Consider the following 12,721-nt stretch of genomic DNA (forward strand, 5'->3'; position numbering starts at 1 on the left):
TTAACTAAAAGGCGTGCTTAAGATTTACAATACCAGCAATAATATTGAACCTCAGGTTATATTTTTTCTGAAAATTGCGATAAACATTCGACATAATCTTAAATATCTTTATCTCTCGGATCTTGTTTTCTACTCTCATTCTAAATGATGCTAATCTTCTATTATGCTCTGGAGTTAATGGCTTTTTACGATACTTTTTATATGGAATTATAACATTGCTTTGCAATTTTTGCCAACCTTGATATCCAGAATCGGCATGTTTTATGCTATCAAGTGGTAAATATTTTTCTTGTTTCCTTATGCGGAAATCACTAATTCTACCACGGTATGACTTTGACACTGATAAAATTCTTCCTCCTTCTTCGATAATAATCTCAGTTTTCATAGTGTTGGTTCTTTTTTTTCCTGAATATGATTTCTTCCGTTTTTTACTATCTTCTGGTCTCTGTATTTGCTGTTCTGTAACATCAGCCAAAATCTTCAGTATTTTTTCTGGCGTCATACTTCTATCTTTTGTTATAGTCACTTTTTTGGCGAGTAATGGCTCTATTCTCTTAAGTAACCTACATACATTTGCGTTGTGTACATTGAATAGGCATCCTAAAAATCTATGTGTTATGTAAGTGCGATAGTACAAAATTACGCAAAACAACTTATCTTCCAGAGTTGGTAGTTTTGATCTTCTACCATGACACTTTTTCTGTTTTTCCCATCCAGACCTCACTTTTTCCACTACTTTTTCGAACTCCTCTATAGTTAAACCTGTTATATTACGAAAGTTTCTTGGGTATTTTTTCATATTATAGTAACTAAAGCTCATTTTTTTTCCTTACTTGATCTGCTTATTCTTCTTCTACCTCTCTCACATCATTTTTTCAATCACCTTTTTCAGCAGGTCTTTATCTAGATACAGAAAAAAAATCTTAATACTTAACACATTTTTCATAGTACACACCGTATGATTGATAAATAAAATGATTTATAGAATTTGTGGAGGTTACCAATGGTCAACGACAAGATTACTTTGAACTTTGAAATAGAAAAAGGCGAACCTATAGATCGATACTACTTTTCTGCACATATAAAGCTTACAGATGAAAGCAAAAATCTTTTGCGCGAGAAGCTTGGCAGTACAATTCAATTCGATAATCTAGATGATCACTTCAATCTTAACCATGAGAATTTTTATATCTACTACAACAAATATAGTGAGCACAATGGTAGAAGTGAGCTATACGTTAGGGATGATAATGGTAAATATTTAACCTCCAATCTTCCACTTAATTACTATGGATTCTCAATGGAACTATCACCTGACGGAGCGTCAATTGCAGATTATGGTTTTTATCCTCTGTATGCAATCTATAACCCAAATCACTATAATAAAGCAAAGGAAAAAGTATTTGATGATCACGGTGAATTGTCACCAATTGCATCAAATGTGTTAGATAATTTTTTAAGCAACACAAATAGCTTAACCACACAAGATATATTACAAAATGTATTCTCACAACTGCAGAAGAAAGCTGATGAAGAAGCAGAAAGATTGGCAAGAGAAAGAGAAGCAGAAAGACAAAGGGAGGAAGAGTTAAATGAAAAGAACGAGGAGTTAAAAGAACTTGTAGAAAAGGATGAGATTAAAATATTCAAAGTGGTAAAAGGTAATGATTTAGGTAATGGGCATTCAGCAGTAGTTTTACAACTTGATGGGGAAGAAGGTGACAAGATACCTCTCGACTCTAGTAAATACTACATAGCAGAGTATAGACACCACCCAGAATGGGAAGGCGATGAATATTTAAATTTTGTTAGCCCTGATAGTGATATGCTGGTTAATTATGAAAACTTATTTTTTGTGCTCAATCAAAGCTCCTACTCAGACTTTGAAAGTGGGTTTTATTCAGAAAACAGAACCGATCCCCATAATTATGCTAAATATTCAAAGGAACCATATTTGAGTGGTGACCAGCTATCTGAAAAATTATCTAATGAATTGGAGGAAGATAGCAATCAGATAGGTACTGAATTTACAATTGATGATGAGCAAGTAGACGAAGAAGTTGTGGTAGAGAGTGAAGCCAAGTCTGGGGAGAAAGGAACGGTTGGTGAGGATAACGCAAAAAATACTATACAGGAAGAAGAATCTAATTATATAGATCAAATGCAAGCAGATGATGGTAGTAGTTATGTTGAAGATCAACCAGCTTTGCGTGATGATATGGAAAAAACTCTACAGGAGCCATTATATAAAGACAAAATGCATGAACAAAACAATCAGAGAGCTAAACAAGATATGGAAACAAGAAAGTTAGCTACAAAAACTGAAAATCAAAGTAATAAAACTGAAGAGCGAGAAAAGCCAACAGAAAATGAACAAGAAGCTGTTATAACAAGTGTTATAAACAGTATGAAAGATAATAAGGAAGAGGATCACCTGCAACACCCCTTAAAAATAAACAAAGGTGAGCTTCTTGAAACAGGAAAATATAAAGTGGAGCTGCAAGCTACAGGCGAAGACATAAATAATTTTTATCAAAACTTAAGTAGTCAGTATACCACTGGGAAATACAGTTATGATCAAATGACGGTTCTATATAATAAAGTTTATGCACGAGATTCTAGTCACGATGGAAAGCTGATGCTTCTTCCTGAAGCATATGTTGCAGATGGTCACCTGTTTATTCAGGATAGAGATTTTGGAACTTTGCATGATTTCAATGAAATGTTTTATATAAAGTGATGAGTTCGTATGATGTGAAGGGCTAGATTCAACTTGGCGGACGAGAATTAACTGATAAAGAAAGCTGATGCATATTTTTACCTTTAAGGTTTCTTATCGAGTATAAACATCAGCTCGTCCCATTCCCTTTTACCAATTCCGCTTTCTTCTCTAGTAACATTTTCTCCTTTAATTAATTTGCGAATTATTTCTAGACCAGTTCTTGAAATACAAGCTGATTCTAAGCAATATTCAACAAAGGCATTGTAGGCCAGTGGAACCCATTTTTTTATTATATCCAGCATAACTTCTGCATAGACTCTAATTTCATACTGAGCATGCTTGTCAGCTCTGAGCTTCAAAAAATGAAGAAGGTTATGCAGATCTATCTTCCAATAAAATTGTGTGTAGTAATTAAGCGTTAGGTTGGTTCGGGCAATTTCTCTTGCAAGCCCCTGCTCAATAAATTTCTCATAATGAGAATATACTAAATTAGAGTCATTTGTTAGAGAATCCATTATTTCCTTTGAAATGCCCGAATCAAAAGCTTCCCCGCTACCTTGTTTATTATTATCAGATTGTTTTGCAACCTGTTCTGGTTTTGGTATATAAAATTCATTATCAAGTATTGAATACCTTGCTGAATACTCATTCACATTTGCAGTTCTATGCCTTATCCATTGCCTTGCAACAAAGATTGGAAGTTTCACGTGAAACTTAATTTCACACATTTCAAATGGAGTTGTATGATGATGTCTCATTAAATACTTTATAAGTGCTTCATCCTGACTTATCTGTTTTGTTCCTTTGCCATAAGAAACACGAGCAGCTTGAACTATAGCGCTATCAGAGCCCATATAATCCACTACTCGAATAAATCCATGGTCTAATACCTTATGTTCTTCATATAAGATTTCATCTATTTCTTTCACTGTGACTCGTTTAGTTGTTTCATTCATAGTATGTCCTCAAGATGAAATAGAGATATCAGCTCCACATGAATTAAGTTTTTCATGCATTACTTCATATCCTCTCCATAAATGATGCGAATTATTTATTGTAGTTTCTCCACCAGCTACCAAACAAGCAAGTACCAAAGCTGCTGTTGACCTTAAATCAGTGGCACACAGATTAGCTCCAGATAAGCTTTTTATTCCATTTACAGTGGCTTTATTTTTCTCTATGCTGATATTAGCACCTAACTTTCTTAATTCATCTACATGTGCAAATCTGTTTTCAAAAATGTTCTCTTCAATTACTGATATCCCATCAGCGATGCACATTGCAGACATCAGTTGTGGTTGCATATCACTGGGAAAGTTGGGGTATGGATCTGTTGCAATGTTAGCAGACCTAATAGAGCAATTTTTTCTGGAAATCATAACCCCCTCATTATATATTTCAACATTAGCCCCTATAGCCTTCAATTCATTCACAATGCATCTTATATCAGATAGACTTATTCCTTCTAACTCCAACTTACCACCGGTTATTATAGCAGCTAGTGCATAGGTGCCTGCTTCTATGCGATCTGGTATTATTTTATGAACACATCCATTTAATTCTTCAACTCCTGTTATTGTGATCCTTGTATCACTAATCTCAATATTAGCACCCATTTTCTTTAGGAACTCTATTAAATCAAGAACTTCCGGCTCCGTTGCAGCATTGTTTATTATTGTCACTCCTTCTGCAAGTGTTGCTGCCATTATTACATTTTCTGTTGCACCAACGCTTATTTTCTCAAGTATAACTTCTTTTCCTTGTAGCTTTCCTTTCACTGTTGCAATTATATTACAGCCTTCAACTTCAATTTTAGCTCCCATTTCTTCTAATGCTTTGATATGCATATCAACAGGACGCTTTCCAATATTGCATCCACCAGGAAAGACTGTTATGATTTTACCAAATCTACTGAGAATTGGACCTAGCATTAAAAGAGATGCTCGCAGCTTACTTGCAGTTTCGTGTGACATTATGTGATTGTTGATATTACTGCAGTCAATTTCCAAAGTATGATTTGCTTTATAATCTTTATTGCGTGTAAAATTCACTTTCGCTCCAAGACTCTCAAGCAGCTTAGACATTAGATGCACATCAATTAAATCAGGTACATTATGCAAAATCACCGAGAAGCTACTCAATAGACTTGCTGCCATTATTGGTAAAACAGCATTTTTTGAGCCATTAATCTTGATTTTTCCGACCAGAGGTTTATGGTTACTACTTACTAATATTTTGTGCATTTAATTAAGCTAGATCTTACCAAATAAGTATAGTAAATCGACAGTAAAAGGCAAATTACAGATAATATAGCTATCACAGATCATAATGTTCGTACATTTTAGCTATTCAGCAGCAAAATTGATTACACTTGTCCAAAGATGAGCGATGCATTAGTGCCACCAAAACCAAACGAATTAGAAAGTGCATATCGAATTTTATGCTCCTGAGCTTTAAACGGTACAAAATTTAAATCACATCCTTCTGAAGGTTTATGTAAATTTAAGGTTGGCGGAATAATTCCATTATTTAACGCAAGAATACTGAATATTGCTTCAACGCTCCCTGCAGCACCAAGTAAATGTCCTATAGAAGATTTAGTTGAAGAAACAGGTATTTTATAAACGTAGTAACCAAATAACTGTTTCATTGCTATTACTTCAATTTTATCTCCAAGTGGCGTTGAAGTTCCATGTGCATTGATATATCCTACTTGATTTGGATTAATTTGCGCACTTTTTAAGGCAAGCTGCATTGCCTTAAATGCGCCTCTTCCTTCTGGATGTGGTGCTGTAATGTGGTGCGCATCTCCTGTGAGTCCGTACCCAACCAGTTCAGCATGTATTTTTGCCCCCCTTTTTTTGCATGTTCGTATTCCTCCAGCACCAATATACCTGCTCCTTCACCCATAACAAAACCATCGCGTTCTGCATCCCATGGCCTTGAAGCTTCTTCCGGTTTATCATTGAATTTAGTTGATAATGCCTTCATAGACGCAAAACCTGCAATTCCAACTCTACACAGTGCACTTTCTGCTCCACCTGCAATCATAATATCCGCTTCACCAAGTTTTATAGTTCTTACTGAATTTATGATTGCATGCGCACCTGTTGCACATGCGGTTACTGCTGAATCGTTTGGACCTGTAAATTCATATTTAATAGAAATATGGCCAGATATCAAATTTATTAGACTTGCAGGGACAAAAAATGGACTGACACGTCTGGGCCCTTTTTCCTGCATGGTAATAACATTTTCCTGAATTGATGGTAGACCACCTATACCAGAGCCAATAGTCACACCAATACGCTCTCGATTGATATTTTGGCTTTCCAAAATTAATGAATCATCTACTGCCTGAATAGCTGCTGCAATACCATAATGGATAAAATGATCTGTCCTTTTTGAGTCTTTTTCAGAAATATAACCTACAGGATTAAAGTAATTCTCAATGTTATCGGATTGCACAGGCACCTGCCCTGCAACCTTACAAGCAAGATCAGAAGAGTCAAATCTATCTGCATTGATTGCTTTTATGCCAGACTCACTTTTTATTAGCCTTGACCAAGTGTTATCAACATCTGCCGCTAGTGGAGTGATTAACCCGACACCAGTGACTACTACTCTTCTGCTCATTTAACACTAACTATTAGCCTTTTTTACTATTAATGTACTCAACTATTTGCTCCATAGTTTCCATTTTTTGTGCGTCTTCATCTGGAATTTCTATTCCGAACTCTTCTTCTGCTGCCATGATGATTTCAACTGCATCTAAACTGTCTGCACCATGCTCCGAAAGCTTTGAAGAGCTATTGAATTTCTCTACATCCTTACTAATGTGCTCTAGTATAATCTTTTTCACTTTCTCTTCTATGTCTTCTCTAGTGCTCTTTGCTAGTTCGCTATTCACATTTCTTACCAAAAAAATAACCTATTCTTTGATGTTATAAAAAATTTTCATGTTTGCAATATCTTTTATAACTGGTAAACTACAGCTGGCTAGCGTTACGTGCTAAACAATTAACAATTCAAAAATGCTAGACGAAACAACAAAAAATTTGCTTATTGTAGAAGTAAATAAACTTTTACCAGAAAATAGCGAGAATAAGCTTATATCAGCTATGCGTTATATACTCCTTGCTCCTGCAAAACATATACGCTCCTTTTTAGTCGTAGCTTCATCGCGAGTGTTTAACACGGAAGCTAAAAAAGTAATATCAGTTGCTGCAGCAATTGAATTTGTTCATGCTTACTCTCTAATTCACGATGATTTACCGTGCATGGACAACAGTGATACTCGCAGAAGCCAGCTAAGCTGCCATAAAAAATTTGATGAAGCAACAGCAGTGCTTGCCGGAGATGGACTACTTACTCTGGCTTTTGAGGTATTATCTTCGTTAAATGAGAAACGCTGTGAGATCATAAAAGTGCTCTCTCAAGCAATAGGAATTAGGGGAATGGTAGGAGGACAGGTTTTAGATATTGGTGCAGATTTTAACAAAATAAAAGAAATTCATTTGATGAAAACCGCAAAACTATTTGCAGCTTCATGTGAAATAGGTGCTATAATAGGGAATGCTACAGATAAGCAACGTAAAGCGTTATATAACTACGGGATAAACCTAGGGCTTATCTTTCAAGCTAAGGATGATATTGAAGATTACGAACAAGATAAAACAAATAATCTAATGTCTGTACTTGGTAAAAGTGAAGTAGAGGACTATATAGACGCCCTCTTTAAACAAGGCTTGGATAATTTGAGTGCGCTTTCAGGGGATACTAATTATTTATATGATTTATTGAATCAAGTAAGGAAAGATGGTTAGAAAAATTATATTACAAATGCTTATTTCCATAGTAATGATTCTCACTTTAACCTCTGCTTTTATGTTTACTATTGTCTATATAAACAAAGGTAAACCGGAAAAAAAGGACAAGCTTTATGAGATAAGTGCCACGCATGGTGGTTTGATACAGACAATAGCACATTATCTAGTGAAGCCAATACTTGAATCAGCACTCGACCGCTATATTGAAAAGCATGGGCTAACAGAATATTTAGAAGAAATGACGCAGCAAAAGGAAGAAGGTTCGATAAATTTTTATGAAATTACTGAAGGCAGTGGCAGCAAGGCTTTCTGCGGCCTGGAAGTCCTACTGCAAATATATAAAATTTCTAATAATAACTTAACAACACTCCCTAGCAAAGTTTCTGATGTTACTTTGAAAATAGGTCAAGATGACCTAAAAGAAGTGGGTTTAGGGGTGATAGGTATGAAAGAAGGCGGAGAGCGTGTAGTTACTATTGCCAATGATAACAAAGTGAATTTTAATTCTTATTACGTCAAACTGATCGAAGTAAAGGATAAATATCCCGACTCAGTGAATAATCTGATGGTTTTTAATGACTTAATTAACAAGACTGGAAAACAAGTAAGGTGCGGTGATGAGATATCAGTTAAATATAGCGTAAAGGAGCATAATGGGGAATATATAGTCAAAGATCAAACAGTGCAATTTAGGGTTGGCGATAAAAAAATACCACTTGCTATAGAGCTTGGAGTTGTGGGAATGAGAGCTGGTAATAAAAGAACTATTCTTTCCCCGCCTGACCTTTTGACTATTACTGACGATATGTTAATAAAAGACATAGATTATGATGAAGAAAATATCTCAATAATTGACTTAAGCTTAGATATTAAGCAAGAGGTCGCAGCACACCATTCTACTGTTGAAAAACAGCCTAAAGAATATAGCTGAAAATTTTAGGCTTACTGGCTGACCTTCTGAACACTCTCTATACTACTTAAAGTAGGCTTTTTGTTTTTCCTAAAGTATAAACTTAGATAAATCAAGCTGCTTCGAAATTGACTCAAGTTTATCTTTTACATACTTGCTGTCTATAATGAATTTTTCGCTATTTTTCTCAGAAGCAATGAAACTTATTTCATCTAAAAGCTTCTCCATGATAGTGTGAAGCCTTCTTGCGCCTATATTTTCCACTTGCCTATTAACTGTAAACGCTATTTCAGCTATGGTTTTTATACCATCATCAGTGAACTCAAGCGTCACATTTTCTGTTTTCATTAAAGCTATGTACTGCTTTAACAAACTAGATTCTGGTTCCTTTAATATTCTTATTAAATCCTCTTGAGTAAGTGCCTTAAGTTCTACCCTGATCGGTAATCTGCCCTGCAATTCCGGTAAGAGGTCAGATGGTTTAGACTGATGAAAAGCACCAGATGCAATAAATAATATATAGTCTGTTTTTACATGGCCATACTTAGTTGTAACAGTTGTTCCTTCAAGTAATGGTAACAGATCGCGTTGCACTCCTTCTCTGTTTACTTCACCTTTTACTTCTGTACGTGCTGCAATTTTGTCTATTTCATCCAAAAATACTATACCGTCATTACTAACAAGATCAATGGCTTCTTTGATTATCTTATCTTCATCCATTAGTCTTTCACTTTCTTCATTAATTAATATTTCACGCGCTTCTTTTACCTTCACCGTAATAGTTTTTGTTTTTTTGCTCCCGTTAAACATCTTGCCCATTATTTCTGTTACATTCATCACACCAACTTGCCCACCTGGCATGCCTGGTATATCGAAAGTAGGTAACATACTCTTGCTCTCTCTGACGTTAATAGAAACTTCTCCGTTCTCAAACTCTTTATTCCTCAACCTTTCTCTAAAAATTTTTTTACTCTCTTCGGTTGCATCTTCGCCTACCATAGAGTTTACTATTGTTTTCTCAGCTAAAATTAAAGCCTTGTTAGCTAAGGCTTTACGGGCTTTCTCTTTAACTAAAACTATTGCTGCATCAACTAAATCGCGTATTATCGAATCAACGTCACGTCCAACGTATCCTATTTCAGTAAACTTCGTTGCCTCAATTTTTATGAACGGTGCACCAGCAAGTTTTGCTAAGCGGCGAGCTATTTCAGTTTTACCAACCCCTGTATGACCAATCATCAATATATTCTTAGGTATGATTTCATCACGCAATGGAAATGGAACCTGATTGCGACGCCAACGATTTCTGAGCGCAATAGCAACAGCACACTTTGCATCATCCTGTCCGATTATGAATCTGTCCAATTCTTTAACTATCTTCTGTGGTGGCAGGTCATCTAACAAAACTTGAGTACTGTCATTAACTTGAACATCGCTGTCATTTGAATCAAAACCACTCTTAGTATCTTTATAGAGGTCATCTTTTTCATCGTAGGTGTCATTACTACAAGACCACCCTTCTGAAAGGGTTATAGGCTGATTGGAAAAATTAGTGCACAAAGTTTTTTGCTTGGAAGACATATCACTCCTCTATCTTTTCAATAACTACATTATGATTTGTATAAACACATATATCGCCAGCTATCTTCATAGCCTTCTTTGCAATCTCTTCTATTGATATTCCTTTAGTGTCAATTAAAGCTCTTGCTGCAGATAGAGCAAAATTTCCCCCAGAGCCAATAGCTGCGATTCCATCTTCAGGTTCAAGAACATCACCTGTTCCCGTAATTACTAATGAAATAGATTTATCTGCAACAATCATCATAGCCTCTAATTTTCTTAGATATTTATCCATTCTCCAGTCTTTTGCAAGTTCAACACATGCTCTCATTAATTGCCCTGGGTGCTTGTCAAGTTTAGATTCTAGTCTTTCAAAGAGAGTAAATGCATCGGCTGTTGCTCCAGCAAAACCGGCAATTACAGAATCACCGGAAAGACGCCTAACTTTTTTTGCTCCGGATTTTATAACAGTGTGGCCCAGTGAAACCTGTCCATCACCTATTACTACTACGCTTTTATCTTTTCTAATTGACAGTATAGTAGTTCCATACATTTTATTGTTATCGTGTTGAATCATTTTTCTATCACTTTAAATAAGAATCTCATTATACTTTAATCTTTAGTCAAATTTGCTAAATATGTTTAATTATAGCTTATAATATAATACCTTCCTTATAACATTTAAAGTGTAGATGCAAAACATAATTCGCCCAGATTTGGAAAAAAGTATAAATAATTGGTTTGAGGCAAAATTTAACGGCCTTACATTACCATTTTATAGCTCTATAGATCTTAGAAACTCCAGCTACAAAATTGCCCCAGTGGACGCTAATTTATTTCCTGCAGGGTTCAACAATCTAAGTGAGACATCAAGAGCAACAGCAGCAAAACTAATAAAAAGTTATTTTGAAACAAAACAATATAAAAAGACTCTTATAATACCGGAGAATTACACACGAAATAAAATGTATATAGAAAACGTATTTGTTATAGAGAAAGTACTGCAACTCGCAGGTTTTGAAACTAGAATTGGCCTCTTTCATAATGAAACGTACAATTTAATAGAACAGTATGAAACTGTTGTGAAAGAAAACTCTTTGCTGAAGACAACTTCAGGATTTATGCCTGATGTTATTATACTGAACCGTGATATGACGAGCCACATTCCAGACACGCTAGAAAACGTAAAACAAGAGATAGTGCCAAGTCCATTATATGGCTGGCACAGTAGGCAGAAATTTCAATATTTTGAAATCTATCAAAAATTAGTGTCCGAATTTTGTGGCGAATTTAAAATGGACCCATGGCTTATTTCTGTGCTTACAGAAAGCTGTAATGGAGTTGACTTTAATGATGATTCATCACTAGGAGCAGTAGCGACTAAAGTTGACCAAATATTATCTCTAGTGCAAAAAAAATATGAGGAATATGAAATAAAAACACAACCTTACGTTTTTATCAAAGCAAGCAATGGCACATATGGGATGGGCATTATAACAGCAACAAGTGGAAAGGAAATATTAAATCTCAATAAAAAAAAGCGTCATAAAATGAAAAAGATAAAAGAAGGAATAGCAATCAATAGTGTTATTATACAAGAAGGTGTACCAACCATTGACATATTTAAAAGCAGTTCTGCAGAACCGCTAATATACTATATAGGAGATACTCCAACATGTTACTTATACCGATGTAATAGTAGGAAAGATGTATATTCTAGCTTGAATGCCACTGACTGTGAGTTTCATGATGTTAGCCAGGTTGTGGAAGGTAAAATTCTGTCACTTTGGAGTATTGTTAGCAAATTAGCAGTACTAGCGTTGGCAGTAGAAATAAAATCTTTTCACCTCTAACCCTTACATTCCCACAGCGTTGCCATCGGGCAGATCATTACCATCATTACCAGGCTGAATATGGTTATGGCCAGCATTATCAAGTTCAGTAGAAGGATCAGTACCATTACTAGGTTGATTGACAAGCTTATCGATGTTTGATACTAAATATGCTAGACTCAGTATTATACTAACTGTTACGCTTAAATTGAAATTATAGATTATGCCATTACCAAAGTTGATTGGTATGGTTGCAGTTTCCATTCTTTTTAATATGAAGCTTGACAAGCCCAATGACAAAGTTATTGTGCTGAAAATAACGTCCTTCCCATATTCAGCAGACTTTTCAGGATCCTTATTATCCAGATACTTCTTCCATGTATAATAACAGCTTATGAATTCTGAAAATAGAAATAGGACTGTTGATGTTAAACCAATATAACTTATTATATCTTTATTGTTTCCAGCTAAGAAATGAATGATTTTTGTCTGCATCAATATTCCTATGATACAGTGTGTCAAGAAGGCTAAGCTACCTATAACCTGTACCAGGTTTTTAGGTTCATCTTTATCATTTTGAGATTTATATCCAGCTAACTTGAGCCCAGAATGAAGAACGAGTAATGTTGATGTTGGTAATTTCATAAACTTGGCAATATCTGATACAGCAGAAATACTGGATCTGTTATTGTCAATAAACTCGCAACAAAATTGTAGTGAAATCTTACACAATATGCCTGTTAAACCTACTGCAATACAATACATCTTTCTAAGATCATGATTGTGAACATCATGTATACTTTGTGCGAACGTGCTCGATTTCTTTTTTGGCTTGCTTGACATAAAATAGTTAATAAAACAATAACTC

11 protein-coding genes and 1 pseudogene are annotated in these 12,721 nt (G+C 35.2%); 4 read left to right on the plus strand and 8 right to left on the minus strand.

All coding sequences use genetic code 11. The annotated features are described in order from the left end of the window. Positions 1-4: 4 nt before the first annotated feature. Complete coding sequence (locus tag MWH06_02045; GenBank protein UPA55433.1) at positions 5-820, minus strand: transposase; 816 nt, start codon at positions 818-820, stop codon at positions 5-7. Positions 821-1,003: 183 nt separating this feature from the next. On the opposite strand from MWH06_02045, the gene MWH06_02050 reads away from it, so the two are divergent. Continuing rightward, the gene (locus tag MWH06_02050) at positions 1,004-2,740 is read left to right on the plus strand and encodes a hypothetical protein (GenBank protein ID UPA55434.1); all 1,737 of its coding nucleotides are present in this window, start codon (positions 1,004-1,006) and stop codon (positions 2,738-2,740) included. An 83-nt stretch (positions 2,741-2,823) separates the two neighbouring features. On the opposite strand, the gene thyX is transcribed toward MWH06_02050, so the two are convergent. The 4 genes and pseudogenes from thyX to acpP all read right to left on the minus strand — a co-directional run bounded on the left by thyX (position 2,824) and on the right by acpP (position 6,632). Continuing rightward, on the minus strand, positions 2,824-3,678 hold the full coding sequence (gene thyX, locus MWH06_02055; GenBank protein ID UPA55435.1) for an FAD-dependent thymidylate synthase: 855 nt from the start codon (positions 3,676-3,678) through the stop codon (positions 2,824-2,826). Positions 3,679-3,687: 9 nt separating this feature from the next. Beyond that, positions 3,688-4,965: a UDP-N-acetylglucosamine 1-carboxyvinyltransferase gene (gene murA, locus MWH06_02060; GenBank protein UPA55436.1), complete on the minus strand. Its 1,278-nt coding sequence runs from the start codon at positions 4,963-4,965 to the stop codon at positions 3,688-3,690. A 122-nt stretch (positions 4,966-5,087) separates the two neighbouring features. After that, positions 5,088-6,358, minus strand: a pseudogene (fabF, locus tag MWH06_02065) (beta-ketoacyl-ACP synthase II). 13 nt (positions 6,359-6,371) lie between these two features. Then, the gene (gene acpP / locus MWH06_02070; protein ID UPA55437.1) at positions 6,372-6,632 is read right to left on the minus strand and encodes an acyl carrier protein; all 261 of its coding nucleotides are present in this window, start codon (positions 6,630-6,632) and stop codon (positions 6,372-6,374) included. A 124-nt stretch (positions 6,633-6,756) separates the two neighbouring features. Between acpP and MWH06_02075 the strand changes: the two genes are divergently transcribed. Both MWH06_02075 and MWH06_02080 read left to right on the plus strand, forming a co-directional pair. Beyond that, positions 6,757-7,548 (plus strand): polyprenyl synthetase family protein, encoded by a 792-nt coding sequence (locus MWH06_02075; protein UPA55438.1) that lies wholly within the window; start codon positions 6,757-6,759, stop codon positions 7,546-7,548. Continuing rightward, positions 7,541-8,482 carry an FKBP-type peptidyl-prolyl cis-trans isomerase gene (locus MWH06_02080; protein ID UPA55439.1) on the plus strand — a complete coding sequence of 314 codons (942 nt, stop codon included), beginning with the start codon at positions 7,541-7,543 and terminating at the stop codon, positions 8,480-8,482. Before MWH06_02075 ends, MWH06_02080 begins: the two co-directional genes overlap by 8 nt. A 69-nt stretch (positions 8,483-8,551) precedes the next feature. On the opposite strand, the gene hslU is transcribed toward MWH06_02080, so the two are convergent. Together hslU and hslV are read right to left on the minus strand one after the other, a co-directional pair. After that, positions 8,552-10,042, minus strand: coding sequence for an ATP-dependent protease ATPase subunit HslU (gene hslU, locus MWH06_02085; protein ID UPA55440.1), 1,491 nt, complete (start codon positions 10,040-10,042; stop codon positions 8,552-8,554). Between the two features lies 1 nt (position 10,043). Then, complete coding sequence (gene hslV, locus MWH06_02090; protein ID UPA55441.1) at positions 10,044-10,598, minus strand: ATP-dependent protease subunit HslV; 555 nt, start codon at positions 10,596-10,598, stop codon at positions 10,044-10,046. A gap of 115 nt (positions 10,599-10,713) precedes the next feature. On the opposite strand from hslV, the gene gshA reads away from it, so the two are divergent. Next, a complete protein-coding gene (gshA, locus tag MWH06_02095) occupies positions 10,714-11,874 on the plus strand; it encodes a glutamate--cysteine ligase (protein ID UPA55442.1) in 1,161 nt (386 codons plus the stop codon). 3 nt (positions 11,875-11,877) lie between these two features. Here the strand turns inward: gshA and MWH06_02100 are convergent, their stop codons facing one another. Further along, a complete protein-coding gene (locus MWH06_02100; GenBank protein UPA55443.1) occupies positions 11,878-12,696 on the minus strand; it encodes a hypothetical protein in 819 nt (272 codons plus the stop codon). Positions 12,697-12,721 lie beyond the last annotated feature (25 nt).

This window comes from Wolbachia pipientis (assembly GCA_023052945.1).
GTDB lineage: Bacteria > Pseudomonadota > Alphaproteobacteria > Rickettsiales > Anaplasmataceae > Wolbachia.

Excerpts from the sequence above, each read along its gene's own strand:
- MWH06_02045 (UPA55433.1), bottom strand. The coding sequence starts at position 820 with ATGAGCTTTAGTTACTATAATATGAAAAAATACCCAAGAAACTTTCGT.
- gshA (UPA55442.1), top strand. The coding sequence starts at position 10,714 with ATGCAAAACATAATTCGCCCAGATTTGGAAAAAAGTATAAATAATTGG.
- MWH06_02100 (UPA55443.1), bottom strand. The coding sequence starts at position 12,696 with ATGTCAAGCAAGCCAAAAAAGAAATCGAGCACGTTCGCACAAAGTATA.
- MWH06_02050 (UPA55434.1), top strand. The coding sequence starts at position 1,004 with ATGGTCAACGACAAGATTACTTTGAACTTTGAAATAGAAAAAGGCGAA.
- MWH06_02075 (UPA55438.1), top strand. The coding sequence starts at position 6,757 with ATGCTAGACGAAACAACAAAAAATTTGCTTATTGTAGAAGTAAATAAA.
- thyX (UPA55435.1), bottom strand. The coding sequence starts at position 3,678 with ATGAATGAAACAACTAAACGAGTCACAGTGAAAGAAATAGATGAAATC.
- MWH06_02080 (UPA55439.1), top strand. The coding sequence starts at position 7,541 with ATGGTTAGAAAAATTATATTACAAATGCTTATTTCCATAGTAATGATT.
- hslV (UPA55441.1), bottom strand. The coding sequence starts at position 10,598 with ATGATTCAACACGATAACAATAAAATGTATGGAACTACTATACTGTCA.
- hslU (UPA55440.1), bottom strand. The coding sequence starts at position 10,042 with ATGTCTTCCAAGCAAAAAACTTTGTGCACTAATTTTTCCAATCAGCCT.
- murA (UPA55436.1), bottom strand. The coding sequence starts at position 4,965 with ATGCACAAAATATTAGTAAGTAGTAACCATAAACCTCTGGTCGGAAAA.